Genomic DNA, 13409 nt, shown 5'->3' with positions numbered 1-13409 from the left:
AGCACGATTGCGTCAAGAGGGCCATGAGGGATCATTCCTGGCCGTTTCGACCACAGCTTTCAGCAGCGTGTTTCCACAACTGCCGATCTACTGCGGGGTAAAAGATGCGAGAGACGGTTCAGGCCGAGGTCCTGATGAGCTTCCTCGTCTCCGAGGAGCTTTCCTTCAGGATCCCGGTGGAACTGCGGTACGAGACCCGCGATCCCTATGCGGTCCGGATGACCTTCCACCTCCCGGGAGACGCACCCGTCACCTGGGCGTTCGGCAGGGAACTGCTGGTCGACGGGATCAACCGGCCCAGCGGTGACGGTGATGTGCACATCGCTCCGACCGAGCCCGAGGGGCTCTCGGACGTGGTGATCAGGCTCCAGGTCGGCAGCGACCGCGCCCTGTTCCGGGCGAGCGCGCCGCCGTTGGTCGCCTTCCTCGACCGTACGGACAAACTGGTCCCGCTCGGTCAGGAACGGACACTGGGCGACTTCGAGGACAACCTGGAGGCCGCCCTCGGACGGATCCTGGCGGAGGAGAACGCGGGCTGAGCCACGACACCGGCCACACACCACACCGGCCGTGGCCGGGGCGGTCGCCGGGTCACTTGGCCCGGCGGCGCCGTCCGCCCCGGCCCTGCCGCTGTCCTCCGGCGCCCGCCCCGGCCCCCGAGGGACCCGCGCCCTGCCCCGGCCGGTCGGCCGAGACGACGAGTGCCGCCAGGCCGGTGGTGACCGGCACCGAGGCGACCAGGCCGATCGAGCCGATCAGTGTGCGCACGATCTCCTCCGCGACCAGCTCGCTGTTGGCCACCGTCCCCACGCTGCTCTGCGCGATCGAGAACAGCAGGAGCAGCGGCAGGGCGGCACCGGCGTAGGCGAGGACCAGGGTGTTGACCACCGATGCGATGTGGTCGCGCCCGATCCGGATCCCGGCCCGGTACAGCGCCCGGGGACCCATCCGCGGATCGGCCTGGTGCAGCTCCCAGACCGCCGAGGTCTGGGTCACCGTCACGTCGTCGAGGACGCCGAGCGAACCGATGATCACGCCGGCGAGGAGCAGGCCGGACATGTCGATGTCCGGGTACAGCCCGTGGATGAGGCCGGTGTTGTCGTCCGTGTTGCCGCTGAGCGAGGCCCAGCCGATGAACAGCGAGCCGAGCAGGCCGATCAACAGCAGCGAGACCAGGGTCCCGAGGACCGCGACCGAGGTGCGGGCCGAGAGGCCGTGGCACATGTAGAGCGCGGCCAGCATGATCGCGCTCGATCCGACGACGGCCACCACCAGAGGGTTCGAACCCTGGAGGATCGCCGGGAGGATGAAGAGGGTCAGCACGAGGAAACTCACGGCGAGCGCGATCAGCGCCATCAGCCCGCGCATCCGGCCGACGACCACGACGGCGAGCGCGAAGATGCCGGCGAGCAGAGCGATCGGCAGCTTCCGGTTCACGTCCGTGACGGAGTACTGCAGGTCGCGCGGCGCGTCCGGCGCGTACGCCACCACCACGCCCTGACCCTCGTCCAGTTGCCGCGGGGCGTCCGGCTGGACGATCTCCGTGAACTTCCGTCCCTTGTCCGGCCCGGTGGTGACCTCGACGGTCGCCTTCTCGCACTGCCCCTGCTGCGACCGGACCGCCTCGCGGCCCTCCGGCGTGGAGGTGTCCCCGGTGGGCGGGACCTGCGCGGCGTTCACGTCCTTGCAGTCGACCCGCTCGACGGCGACGACCTTGCCCTGCTCGGTCTGCCGGTCGAAGCCGACGCCGGTGCGTTCGTGCGCCGGGGCGCCGCCGGGCCACAGCACCAGGAGCCCGACGACCACGGCGGTGGCGAAGGGGATCAGCACCGCGGCGATGACCTTCCGCAGGTGCCGGGAGACCGGGGCGGCGGGGCCGTGGCTGTGCGCATGGGAATGCCCGTGGCCGGGTGCCCGTCCGGGCTCGTGGCCGTGCTCGTGGCCGTGCGGTTCGGGGGTCTGCTGCGAGGAGGTCACCGACCGATCATCGCAAGAACGTCGGGGGCCCCACTGTTCAGCACGCCCGGGATGACGCTAGCGTGGTGACACCTTTGCACACGCGGGAGCTCGGAGCACCGGGCTGAGAGGGCGCTGATCACCGTACGTCCGTACGGGAAGAGGCTGCGCCGACCGCCGAACCTGTTACCGGGTAATGCCGGCGTAGGGAGATAGGTCTCATGACCCTTCAGGATGCACGCACGCCTGCTTCCAGCCAGGACGACCAGAGCGGCCGGCCGGAGCGCACGCCCGGCTGGCACAAGGGATACGTCGAGGGCTCCCGCCCCGACATCCGGGTGCCCGTCCGTCAGGTGCACCTCACCAACGGCAAGGACGTGACGCTGTACGACACGTCAGGGCCGTACACCGACCCCACCGTCGACACCGACGTACGGCGAGGACTGCCGCCGCTGCGCGAGAACTGGATCATCGCGCGCGGCGACACCGAGGAGTACCCCGGCCGTCCCGTCCGACCCGAGGACGACGGCATCAAGCACACCTCGCCGCGCGGCGGCGGGCTCAGGAACCTCGACGCGGTCTTCCCCGGCCGCCCGCGGCTGCCCCGCCGGGGACGCGACGGCCAGGCCGTCACGCAGCTCGCGTACGCCCGCCGGGGTGAGATCACCCCGGAGATGGAGTACGTCGCCATCCGCGAGAACGTCTCCCCCGAGGTCGTGCGGGAGGAGATCGCGGCGGGCCGCGCGGTGCTGCCGGCGAACGTCAACCACCCGGAGATCGAGCCGATGATCATCGGCAAGCGGTTCCTGGTGAAGGTCAACGCCAACATCGGCAACTCCGCGGTCACCTCCTCCATCGAGGAGGAGGTGGAGAAGATGACCTGGGCCACCAAGTGGGGCGCCGACACCGTCATGGACCTCTCCACCGGCCGCAACATCCACACCACCCGCGAGTGGGTGCTGCGCAACTCCCCCGTGCCGATCGGCACCGTGCCGCTCTACCAGGCACTGGAGAAGGTCGACGGCAAGGCCGAGGAACTGACCTGGGAGATCTACAAGGACACGGTCATCGAGCAGGCCGAGCAGGGCGTGGACTACATGACCGTCCACGCCGGCGTGCTGCTGCCGTACGTGCCGCTGACCGCCCGCCGCAAGACCGGCATCGTCTCGCGCGGCGGCTCGATCATGGCCGCCTGGTGCCTCGCGCACCACAAGGAGAACTTCCTCTACACGAACTTCGAGGAGCTCTGCGAGATCCTCGCGGCGTACGACGTCACCTACTCGCTCGGCGACGGCCTGCGGCCCGGCTCGATCGCGGACGCCAACGACGAGGCCCAGTTCGCGGAGCTGCGCACGCTCGGCGAGCTGAACACGATCGCCAAGCGCCACAACGTGCAGACGATGATCGAGGGCCCGGGCCACGTCCCGATGCACAAGATCAAGGAGAACATCGACCTCCAGCAGGAGATCTGCGAGGAGGCGCCGTTCTACACGCTCGGCCCGCTGACCACGGACGTCGCTCCGGCGTACGACCACATCACCTCGGGCATCGGCGCGGCGATGATCGCCTGGTGGGGCACGGCGATGCTCTGCTACGTGACGCCCAAGGAGCACCTGGGCCTGCCCAACAAGGACGACGTGAAGACGGGCGTCATCACCTACAAGATCGCGGCGCACGCGGCGGACCTGGCCAAGGGCCACCCGGGCGCGCAGGAGTGGGACGACGCCCTGTCCGACGCCCGGTTCGAGTTCCGCTGGGAGGACCAGTTCAACCTGGCCCTCGACCCGGACACCGCCCGGGAGTTCCACGACGAGACGCTGCCGGCGGAGCCCGCGAAGACGGCGCACTTCTGCTCGATGTGCGGGCCGAAGTTCTGCTCGATGAAGATCTCCCAGGACATCCGCCGTGAGCACGGCGGGGATCTGAAGGCGGACGAGATCGAGCAGGGCATGGCCGCGAAGTCGGCCGAGTTCGCCGCGTCCGGGAACCGGGTCTACCTGCCGATGGCGGAGTAGGCCGAGTCCGCCGGCGCCCGGCGCGTGCCCGTACGGGCCGGCCCGGCGCCGGACGCCGCCGGCCCGCGACCCCGGGGGAGTCGCGGGCCGGTCCGTGTGGCGTGCGGCGGCGTGGGCCTGTCGGCCGCGTATCGTGCCGGGACACCTCGGCCTGACGGGCGTTGCAGTCCGTCGATGACATTCAGGCGCAGGCTCGCGGCCGACTGAGGCAGTACGCGGAGGGGGATCCATGGACGGCGCCGGGGTGGTGCGGTGGAGGGCGACCGGCACGGTGCGGTCGTTGGTGTGGGACGGGGAGGACCTCGTCGACCGAGTGGACGGAGGCCGGCGCTGGACGTCCGACGGCGTCGAGCACCTGTCAGGACGCGTGTACGCGTACCCCTTCGACCGGGCCGTCGTCTCGCCGTCCGGCCGGTACACCGTCGCGTACACCGAGCGGGGGACGAAGGCGCTGCTCCTCGACGGCCGGCGGATCGTCCGTGAGCTCGACCGGAGCTACTACCACGCCAAGGACTTCGACTATCCGGTGGCGCTGGGCGCGCTCTCCGACGGTCGGGAGGTGCTGGTGCACTGTCCCGAAACCTATGAGGTCATCGAAGTCGAGGACGTGGCAACGGGTGAGCGGCTCACTCACGGCGAGCGGACGCCGACCGACGTCTTCCATTCCAGGCTCGCCATGAGTCCCGACGGCAGACGGCTCCTCTCTGCCGGCTGGCTGTGGAGTCCGTTCGGGATCGCCCGGGTGTACGACCTCGAGCAGGCGCTCACAGAGCCGGCCGCCCTCGACGGTGAGGGCCTCCTGCCCTCATGGAGCTGGGCGAACGCCGAAATCGAGGCGGCCTGTTGGCTCGACGGCGATCGCCTGGCGGTGGCGACGGGTGAGGACGAGGACGAGGACGCCGAGGCCGATGAGGGTGACCCGGCGGTGCTGGGGCCCCGGCAGTTGGGTGTGTGGTCGATGTCGGAGCGGAGATGGTTGCATCGGCACCGGGTCGGCCTTCCGATGGGCACGCTCATCGGGCACGGGCGGACCGTCATCGCGCTGTGCGCGTACGCGCGGCTGATCGACGTGGCCTCGGGAGCCGTTCTCGCGGAGTGGCCGGAGGTGGAGGTCTCACCGCGTGTCGGCAGCTACGGGGTGCGCCACGTACCGACTCCCGTGGCCGCTCTTCATCCGGACGGCAGCCGTCTGGCGGTGGCCCAGCCGGACGGGATCGCGATCATCACGCTTCCTCAGCCGGCTTCCAGTCCGCCGTGAGCACGGCGGTGACCTGACGGCGGACGGACGGGGAGTCGGCCCGGGGCCGTCATTCCGGACGGGGCTCAGGGGAGCCGAAGTCGGGACCGGTGAAGTCGGGGCTCGTGTAGCTCGGGCGCGGTGCCTTGGTGCCCGCGGCGGGGCTGGTGAAGTCCGGGCCGCTGTAACCGACCTTGGGAATGCGGCCCGTCGGGGGCGGGGACTGCCGGGGGAGGGGCGGCGCGGCGGCCGCCGAGGCCAGGGCCTCGCGGAGGAAGGGCAGGATGCCGCGGTCCAGGAGCGCCCGGCACCAGGCGTCCTTCGCGCGCGACAGCTCGTCGTCGGGGGACGGGGCGGGGACCTGGGTGGCGCTGTTGCGCAGCGCTGCCATGAGCAGGCCGACCGCGGCGAAGAGGAGGCCGGCCGCGCCGACGGCGCCGAAGAGCAGCCCCGCGGTGAGCAGCGTGTCGGCGAACGCGGGGGCCGGGTCCAGCATCTTCAGGACCGCGCCGACCAGCAGGAAGATGACCGCCGCCGTGCCCGCGAGGATCGGGGCGAGGACGGTGACGACGGCGACGGCGCCCGCGCCGGCCGAGTCCCCCAGCACCGCGCCCGTACCGGCAGCCGCCGAACGGACCTGCTCGCGGACCTTCACGAAGTGGTCGTACTCGACCGCGGCGGCGGTCGTGATCAGCGCTGTCGCGTTCAGCGCCATCGTGCGCAGCTGGGCGGGTGTGAGCCGCTCGCCGACCTCGGCCAGATCCGGATGGTCCGGCGCGTTGCGCAGTGCGTCGTCGAGGACCCGCTCGAACTCGGCGCGGTCCTCGGTCAGCAGGTGCGGAGCCACGTTCATGTGCATCCCCCGATGCTCCGTAGGGGCCGGAACCGGCCGTCGCGGACGGCGGGTCGGGCGGAAACGGAGGAGAGCCTGCTACGGATGAGCCGATGGTATTGCGCTGACGGCACGTCGTGACAGGGTGTTTCGGGAAATCGACTTCCCCGGATGCGGAGTGTTATGCGTCAGGCGGGCAGCGGGAGTTGGACGACCAGCAGCTTTCCGGCCATGGTCACTCCGCCGTCCATCGCGATGGCCAGACCGTCCGCGTAGACGTGCGGGCCGTCGACGACCGGGCGTTCGCCCTCCTCGCCGTCCTCCGTGCCGACCTGGCCGAGAAGGTACGGGATGGGGCTGTGGCCGTGGACGATCCGGCGCCCGCCGTAGGTGCCGAGCAGTTCCTGCACCGCCTGGGGACCGGTGGCCTCGTCGCGGAAGGCGAAGCGCTTGGTGAACTTGCGGAAGAGGTCCCAGACCTCGTCCGCGTCGTTCCGGGTGAGGATCTCGTGGACGGTGTCGTTGACGTCCTCGATGGTGCTGCCGTAGTCCAGGTAGGCGGTGGTGTCCGAGTGCAGGAGCAGGTGCCCGTCCTCCTCCACCACGGCGTCGAGCCGGGACATCCACTGGAGGTGGACGTCCTGCAGGCGGTCCATGTCCTGTTTCTGGCCGCCGTTGAGGAGCCAGGCGGCCTGGAAGGTGGCGGTGCCGGCGCCGGAGCTGACCGGGGTGTCGCCGAACCGCTTGGCGCCGATGAGGAGCAGCTCGTGGTTGCCCATGAGGGCCTTGCAGTAGCCGCCGGCGGCGGCGGCCTCGGCGGACAGGCGCATGACGAGGTCGATCACGCCGATGCCGTCGGGGCCGCGGTCGGTGAAGTCGCCGAGGAACCACAGGCGGGCGTTGCCGGCGGACCAGACGCCGTTCTCGTCGATCAGGCCCTGGGCGTGCAGGGCCTGGAGGAGCTCGTCCAGATAGCCGTGGACGTCGCCCACGACGTAGAGCGGGCCGCGGCCGTCGGCGGCGGCGGGGACCGGCTGGGGGACGGGCGTGACGTGGACCTGGACCGTGTCGCCCCGGTTGATGACCGGGAGGTCGCGCTCGGTCGGGGTGTAGCCCTCGGGCGGCTCGTCGGTGGGGAAGGCGTTGCCCGGGTGCCCGGCGGAGCCGTACGGCTCGCCGTGGCCGCCGAGCCGGAGCGTGGCGTCGGCCGGGACGGGCGCGGGCGCGGGGAGCGGCTCGACCGGGTGTCCCTGGACGGGCACGCGGGCGTACGGAGGTACACGGAAGTCACGCAACGTCGCCGTGCGCACCACGGGCTCCTGCCCGTCCCCCTGTGTCATCGACCCCTCCACCACCGTCGCGATGCCCTGCACATCGCGGACCGGCCTGGTCGTGGTGGTCCGCGGTGTCGTCCGCCCATCATAGGAATGAGGGTCCTCCTGTGTGACGCACCAGGGGTGGTGAATCCGGGTCCACTCCGGGTTCACCGGTTGTTTCGCCCGAATTGGGAAGGTCCAGGCCAGGGAAGGGACGGGGTGACCCGTAGGTTTACGCCCGTCCCCTCCCCTGCGTGATCCCTCCCCCTCCGCGGGATCAGTCCTTCGAGGGAGAGCGGGGCGGGCTCACGGTGGTCCGCGGCGAGCGCCGCTGGGAGGAGGTGCGGACGATCAGCTCCGTCGGTATCACCTGCTCGACCGGGCCGTCCGTCTCGATTCCCTCGATGGCGTCGATGAGGAGCTGGACGACGGCGGTGCCGATCCGGCGGGGCTTGAGCGAGAGGGTCGTGATGGGCGGTTCGGTGTTGGCGTAGACGGTGGACTCGCTGCAGCACACGAGCAGCAGGTCGTCCGGCACCCGCAGGCCGTAGCGGCGGGCCGCGGCGAGCAGGTCGGTGCCGTTGGGGTCGAAGAGTCCGTACACGGCGTCGGGGCGGTCGGGGCGGGCGAGCAGCCGGTCGGCCGCGACGGCGCCCGCGCACGGGTCGTGCGCCGGATAGGCCTCGTAGACGGGGTCCTGGCCCACCCGCTCGCACCAGTTGAGGTACGCGGTGGTGGAGAGCCGGGTGTAGGTGTCGGTGGTGGTGCCGGTGAGCAGGCCGATCCTGCGGGCGCCGGCGGCGGCGAGGTGGTCGAGGAGGTCGAGGACGGCGGCTTCGTGGTCGTTGTCGACCCAGGCGGTGACCGGCAGGGTGCCGGCCGGGCGGCCGTCGGAGACGACGGGGAGCCCCTGGCGGACGAGCTCGGTGACGACGGGGTCGTGGTCGGAGGGGTCGATGACGACGGTGCCGTCGAGGGCGACGTTCGACCAGACGTCGTGACGGGAGGTGGCGGGCAGGATGACCAGGGCATAGCCGCGGGCGAGCGCGGCCGAGGTGGCGGCTCTGGCCATCTCCGCGAAGTACGCGAATTCGGTGAAGGTGAAAGGTTCATCCCCGTACGTGGTCACGGTCAGGCCGATGAGTCCCGACTTGCCGGTACGGAGGGTGCGGGCCGCCGCCGAGGGGCGGTAGCCCAGTCGGTCTGCGACCTCGCGGACGTGACGGCGGGTGGCGTCCGGGAGCCGGCCCTTGCCGTTGAGCGCGTCGGAGACAGTCGTGATGGAGACTCCGGCGGCGGCGGCCACATCCCGGATGCCCGCCCGGCCCTGCCGGCTTCCTCGGGTCTGTGCCCGGCTCACCTGGTGCTTCCCTGCTGCTGTCATGGCGAGCCGATAGTAGGGCGAGGGAGGCGGGTCGGGCCGGTCGCATATGCAGGCATTGACAGACACGATTCTGCATGATCGTTAATGGTCAACTGCCTTGGATTCCAAGGTGGTTGAGGGGCAACGCGTGGGATCTGCGGTCGTCAATGCCGGTGCGCCTGGGGGGAGGGCGAGGTCTCGAAGAGGTCTCAACTCACCTCTACGGGGGATGCGCGCCACGGCGCTCGCCACCAGCGCGCGCCACCCTTGTGCGCGCCCCCCGGGTTGGTCCGCGGCTCGCGGTCCGTTGCCGCTCCGTTGTCCACAGCCCATTCGCAGGCGAGGCGAATCCTCATAAGGTGAGGAGTATTGGTGGTACGGACGGTCGAGGAGGACACACTGTGAGCGAGAACAGCGGGACGAGCGGGGCCGGCCCGAGGCTGCGGGCCGAGCTGGACGGCATCCCCACCTACAAGCCGGGCAAGCCGGCCGCCGCGGGCGGTCTGGTCGCCTTCAAGCTGTCCTCCAACGAGAACCCGTATCCGCCGCTGCCGGGTGTGATGGAGGGCGTGGTGGCCGCCGCCGGCAGCTTCAACCGCTACCCCGACATGGCCTGTACGGGGCTGATGGCGGAGCTCGCCGACCGCTTCGGCGTGCCCGTCTCCCACCTGGCCACCGGCACCGGTTCGGTGGGCGTGGCGCAGTCCCTGCTCCAGGCCACCTCGGGCCCGGGCGACGAGGTCATCTACGCCTGGCGCTCCTTCGAGGCGTACCCGATCATCACGCAGATCAGCGGGGCCACCTCGGTGCAGGTGCCGCTGACCGAGGGCGAGGTGCACGACCTCGACGCGATGGCGGCGGCGATCACCGACCGGACCCGGCTGATCTTCGTGTGTAACCCCAACAACCCGACCGGCACCGCCGTGCGCCGTGCGGAGCTGGAGCGCTTCCTCGACCGGGTGCCCTCCGACGTCCTGGTGGTGCTGGACGAGGCGTACCGGGAGTTCGTCCGCGACACCGAGATCCCCGACGGCATCGAGCTCTACCGCGACCGGCCGAACGTGGCGGTGCTGCGGACCTTCTCCAAGGCCTACGGCCTCGCGGGCCTGCGGGTGGGCTTCGCGGTGGCCCACGAGCCGGTGGCGGCGGCGCTGCGCAAGACGGCGGTGCCGTTCGGGGTGAGCCAGCTCGCGCAGGACGCGGCGGTGGCCTCGCTGCGGGCGGAGGACGAGCTGCTCGGGCGGGTCGGCTCGCTGGTGGCGGAGCGCGAGCGGGTCCACGCGGGGCTCGTGGCCCAGGGCTGGACGGTGCCGGACACCCAGGCGAACTTCGTGTGGCTGCGGCTGGGCGAGCGGACGATGGACTTCGCGGCGGAGTGCGAGCGGCACGGCGTGGTGGTGCGGCCGTTCGCGGGCGAGGGCGTCCGCGTCACGATCGGTGAGTGCGAGGCGAACGACCTCTTCCTGAAGGCGGCGGAGGGCTTCCGCAAGGAGGCGTAGTCCGTCAGGTCGGGTGGTGGCCGGCCCTCGGGTGACGTGTTCGCCGGGGGTCGGTCGACGTCCGTCAGTCGATGAGTTCCACCCGGATCGGGTCGCCGTCCCTGACGGTGGCCAGGATCCTCGGGTCCCCGTCCAGCCTGCCGAGGATGTTGCAGGGGCTGGCGAGCCGCGGTTCGTCGCCGCGCGAGATGGGGGTGGGGCCGTAGGGGAGGGCGAGGGCGTCCCCCTCGGTCCAGAAGGCCACCGTGCCCGGCGCGACGACCTGCCGCGCGTCCGGCTCGACGGTGACGGAGACCGGAGTGTCGAAGTAGACCTCCTCGCCCCAGGTCCGGGCGGTGGAGGAGATCGGGAGAGCCCCCGCGAGCGCCTTGCTCGTGGGGGTTTCGTCGATGGTGGCGGTGGTGTGGCCGGCGGGCCAGGAGATGCGTATCCGAAGGCTCATGGCCCGGATTCAACAATATGTTGAAGGTCTTGGGAAGAGGTGACCTTCGGCATAGGGGACCCACCTGTACGTACGGATTTCGTATGAGCCATAATGCTTGTGAATGTGAACGCGTTCACAAGCTCGCCTGCTTCCTCCCGAGACGGGAGGGATTGTCAGGGCAGGCCGGCCGTGTGACCACGCGAAGTAAGGAGAAGACGCCGTGGACCTCGCTCTTGCGCCAGAGACTCTGGCGCGCTGGCAGTTCGGCATCACCACCGTCTACCACTTCCTCTTCGTCCCGCTGACGATCTCCCTCGCCGCCCTCACGGCCGGTCTCCAGACGGCCTGGGTGCGCACGGGGAAGGAGAAGTACCTCAGGGCGACGAAGTTCTGGGGCAAGCTCTTCCTGATCAACATCGCGATGGGTGTGGTCACCGGCATCGTGCAGGAGTTCCAGTTCGGCATGAACTGGTCCGACTACTCGCGCTTCGTCGGCGACGTCTTCGGCGCTCCGCTGGCCTTCGAGGCGCTGATCGCCTTCTTCTTCGAGTCGACCTTCATCGGTCTGTGGATCTTCGGCTGGGACAAGCTGCCGAAGAAGATCCACCTGGCCTGCATATGGATGGTGTCGCTCGGCACCATCCTCTCCGCGTACTTCATCCTCGCGGCGAACTCCTGGATGCAGCACCCGGTCGGCTACCGGATGGTGGAGAAGGGGGGCCGCATGCGGGCGGAGCTCACCGACTTCTGGCTGGTTCTGACCCAGAACACCGCGCTCACCCAGTTCTTCCACACCATGACCGCGGCCTTCCTGGTCGGCGGCGCCTTCATGGTCGGCATCTCCGCCTTCCACCTGGCGCGCAAGAAGCACATCCCGGTCATGCGGACCTCGCTGCGGCTCGGCCTGATCACCCTGATCATCGCCGGTCTCGGCACGGCCGTCAGCGGTGACCTGCTCGGCAAGGTCATGTTCAAGCAGCAGCCGATGAAGATGGCCGCGGCCGAGGCCCTGTGGGACGGCGAGGCGCCCGCTCCCTTCTCCGTCTTCGCGTACGGCGACGTCGACAAGGGGCACAACAAGGTCGCCGTCGAGATCCCGGGCCTGCTGTCCTTCCTCGCGAACGACGACTTCAGCTCGTACGTCCCCGGCATCAACGACATCAACAAGGCGGAGCAGGAGAAGTTCGGGCCCGGCGACTACCGGCCCAACATCCCCGTCGCCTACTGGGGCTTCCGCTGGATGATCGGCTTCGGCATGGCCTCGCTGGCCGTCGGCGTCATGGGTCTCTGGCTGACGCGCAAGAAGTTCATGCTCGCCCCGGCGATGCGGACCGGTGACGACGAAGTGCCGCACCTGGTCCTGTTCAAGCGGAAGGCGCTGAGCCCCCGCCTGGGCAGGTGGTACTGGGTCGTCGCCCTGTGGACCATGGCCTTCCCCCTGATCGCCAGCTCCTGGGGCTGGATCTTCACCGAGATGGGCCGTCAGCCGTGGGTCGTCTACGGCGTGCTGCGCACCCGTGACGCGGTCTCCCCCGGTGTCTCCACCGCCGAGGTGCTCACCTCGATGATCACCTTCACGCTGCTCTACGCCGTCCTCGCCGTGATCGAGGTGAGGCTGCTCGTCAAGTACGTGAAGGCCGGCCCGCCCGAGCTCAGCGAGGACGACCTCAACCCGCCCACCAAGATCGGCGGGGACACCCGCGACCCCGACCGGCCCATGGCCTTCTCGTACTGAGGCTCAGGAGATCGAGGCATGGAACTCCACGACGTCTGGTTCGTACTCATCGCCGTCCTCTGGATCGGCTACTTCTTCCTCGAAGGCTTCGACTTCGGGATCGGAGTCCTGACCAAACTGCTCGCCCGTGGCCGCGCGGAGAAGCGCGTGCTGATCAACACCATCGGCCCGGTCTGGGACGGCAACGAGGTGTGGCTGCTGACCGCGGGCGGCGCCACCTTCGCCGCCTTCCCCGAGTGGTACGCGACGCTCTTCTCCGGCTTCTACCTGCCGCTGCTGCTCATCCTGGTCTGCCTGATCGTCCGAGGCGTCGCCTTCGAGTACCGGGTGAAGCGATCCGGGGAGAGGTGGCAGCACAACTGGGAGCAGGCCATCTTCTGGACCTCCCTCCTGCCGGCCTTCCTGTGGGGCGTGGCCTTCGGCAACATCGTGCGCGGCGTGAAGATCGACCGGGAGATGGAGTACGTCGGCACCTTCGGGGACCTGCTCAACCCGTACGCCCTCCTCGGCGGACTGGTCACGCTCACCCTCTTCACCTTCCACGGTGCCGTGTTCGCGGCGCTCAAGACGGTGGGGGACATCCGGGTCCGGGCCCGTGCGCTGGCGCTCAAGCTCGGTCTGGTCACGGCGGTCCTCGCGCTGGTCTTCCTCGGCTGGACCCAGGTGGACAAGGGTGACGGCGGCAGCCTGGTCGCCCTGGTGATCGCGGTGGCGGCCCTGGTGGGGGCGATCGGTGCGATCAGGATCGGCCGGGAAGGCTGGTCGTTCGCCCTGTCGGGCATCACGATCGCCGCAGCGGTGGCGATGCTGTTCCTGACGCTCTTCCCGAACGTCATGCCGTCCTCGCTCGACCCCGCCTGGAGCCTCACGGTCACCAACGCGTCGTCGAGCCCGTACACGCTCACGATCATGACGTGGTGTGCGGCGATCGCGGCCCCGCTGGTGATGCTCTACCAGGGCTGGACCTACTGGGTGTTCCGCAAGAGGATCGGCACGCAGCACATCGCCGAAGCTCACTAGCCGATTCCGGTC

11 protein-coding genes are annotated in these 13409 nt (G+C 70.0%); 6 read left to right on the top strand and 5 right to left on the bottom strand.

Annotated features, from left to right (window positions below; genetic code table 11):
* Nucleotides 1–104: 104 nt before the first annotated feature.
* A complete protein-coding gene (locus ABD954_RS16895; RefSeq protein WP_345486857.1) occupies nt 105–539 on the top strand; it encodes an SsgA family sporulation/cell division regulator in 435 nt (144 codons plus the stop codon).
* Between the two features lie 52 nt (nt 540–591).
* On the opposite strand, the gene ABD954_RS16890 is transcribed toward ABD954_RS16895, so the two are convergent.
* A complete protein-coding gene (locus ABD954_RS16890; protein ID WP_345486856.1) occupies nt 592–1977 on the bottom strand; it encodes a YibE/F family protein in 1386 nt (461 codons plus the stop codon).
* 200 nt (nt 1978–2177) lie between these two features.
* Here ABD954_RS16890 and thiC point away from each other — a divergent pair, with 200 nt between their 5' ends.
* Both thiC and ABD954_RS16880 read left to right on the top strand, forming a co-directional pair.
* Nucleotides 2178–3971 (top strand): phosphomethylpyrimidine synthase ThiC, encoded by a 1794-nt coding sequence (gene thiC / locus ABD954_RS16885; protein ID WP_345486855.1) that lies wholly within the window; start codon nt 2178–2180, stop codon nt 3969–3971.
* A gap of 229 nt (nt 3972–4200) precedes the next feature.
* Complete coding sequence (locus ABD954_RS16880; RefSeq protein WP_345486854.1) at nt 4201–5229, top strand: WD40 repeat domain-containing protein; 1029 nt, start codon at nt 4201–4203, stop codon at nt 5227–5229.
* Between the two features lie 49 nt (nt 5230–5278).
* Here the strand turns inward: ABD954_RS16880 and ABD954_RS16875 are convergent, their stop codons facing one another.
* The 3 genes from ABD954_RS16875 to ABD954_RS16865 all read right to left on the bottom strand — a co-directional run bounded on the left by ABD954_RS16875 (nt 5279) and on the right by ABD954_RS16865 (nt 8740).
* On the bottom strand, nt 5279–6067 hold the full coding sequence (locus ABD954_RS16875) for a hypothetical protein (protein WP_345486853.1): 789 nt from the start codon (nt 6065–6067) through the stop codon (nt 5279–5281).
* Nucleotides 6068–6228: 161 nt separating this feature from the next.
* Nucleotides 6229–7380 carry a metallophosphoesterase gene (locus tag ABD954_RS16870; protein ID WP_345486852.1) on the bottom strand — a complete coding sequence of 384 codons (1152 nt, stop codon included), beginning with the start codon at nt 7378–7380 and terminating at the stop codon, nt 6229–6231.
* A 253-nt stretch (nt 7381–7633) separates the two neighbouring features.
* On the bottom strand, nt 7634–8740 hold the full coding sequence (locus ABD954_RS16865) for a LacI family DNA-binding transcriptional regulator (protein ID WP_046908646.1): 1107 nt from the start codon (nt 8738–8740) through the stop codon (nt 7634–7636).
* A gap of 380 nt (nt 8741–9120) precedes the next feature.
* Between ABD954_RS16865 and hisC the strand changes: the two genes are divergently transcribed.
* A complete protein-coding gene (gene hisC, locus ABD954_RS16860; RefSeq protein WP_345486851.1) occupies nt 9121–10218 on the top strand; it encodes a histidinol-phosphate transaminase in 1098 nt (365 codons plus the stop codon).
* Between the two features lie 64 nt (nt 10219–10282).
* Here hisC and ABD954_RS16855 read toward each other — a convergent pair whose 3' ends face one another.
* Nucleotides 10283–10660, bottom strand: a complete 378-nt coding sequence (locus ABD954_RS16855; protein ID WP_345486850.1) for a cyclophilin-like fold protein — start codon at nt 10658–10660, stop codon at nt 10283–10285.
* A gap of 202 nt (nt 10661–10862) precedes the next feature.
* Here ABD954_RS16855 and ABD954_RS16850 point away from each other — a divergent pair, with 202 nt between their 5' ends.
* Nucleotides 10863–12377, top strand: coding sequence for a cytochrome ubiquinol oxidase subunit I (locus tag ABD954_RS16850; RefSeq protein WP_345486849.1), 1515 nt, complete (start codon nt 10863–10865; stop codon nt 12375–12377).
* Nucleotides 12378–12395: 18 nt separating this feature from the next.
* Entirely contained in the window at nt 12396–13397 is a 1002-nt protein-coding gene (gene cydB, locus ABD954_RS16845; protein WP_345486848.1) for a cytochrome d ubiquinol oxidase subunit II, read from the top strand.
* Nucleotides 13398–13409 lie beyond the last annotated feature (12 nt).

The organism is Streptomyces roseoviridis (assembly GCF_039535235.1).
Lineage (GTDB): Bacteria > Actinomycetota > Actinomycetes > Streptomycetales > Streptomycetaceae > Streptomyces > Streptomyces roseoviridis.
Note: the sequence above shows the minus strand (reverse complement) of the source record. Positions and strands in the feature narration are given on the sequence as shown.

Excerpts from the sequence above, each read along its gene's own strand:
- ABD954_RS16895 (WP_345486857.1), top strand. The coding sequence starts at position 105 with ATGCGAGAGACGGTTCAGGCCGAGGTCCTGATGAGCTTCCTCGTCTCC.
- ABD954_RS16880 (WP_345486854.1), top strand. The coding sequence starts at position 4,201 with ATGGACGGCGCCGGGGTGGTGCGGTGGAGGGCGACCGGCACGGTGCGG.
- cydB (WP_345486848.1), top strand. The coding sequence starts at position 12,396 with ATGGAACTCCACGACGTCTGGTTCGTACTCATCGCCGTCCTCTGGATC.
- ABD954_RS16865 (WP_046908646.1), bottom strand. The coding sequence starts at position 8,740 with ATGACAGCAGCAGGGAAGCACCAGGTGAGCCGGGCACAGACCCGAGGA.
- ABD954_RS16875 (WP_345486853.1), bottom strand. The coding sequence starts at position 6,067 with ATGCACATGAACGTGGCTCCGCACCTGCTGACCGAGGACCGCGCCGAG.
- thiC (WP_345486855.1), top strand. The coding sequence starts at position 2,178 with ATGACCCTTCAGGATGCACGCACGCCTGCTTCCAGCCAGGACGACCAG.
- ABD954_RS16870 (WP_345486852.1), bottom strand. The coding sequence starts at position 7,380 with ATGACACAGGGGGACGGGCAGGAGCCCGTGGTGCGCACGGCGACGTTG.
- ABD954_RS16855 (WP_345486850.1), bottom strand. The coding sequence starts at position 10,660 with ATGAGCCTTCGGATACGCATCTCCTGGCCCGCCGGCCACACCACCGCC.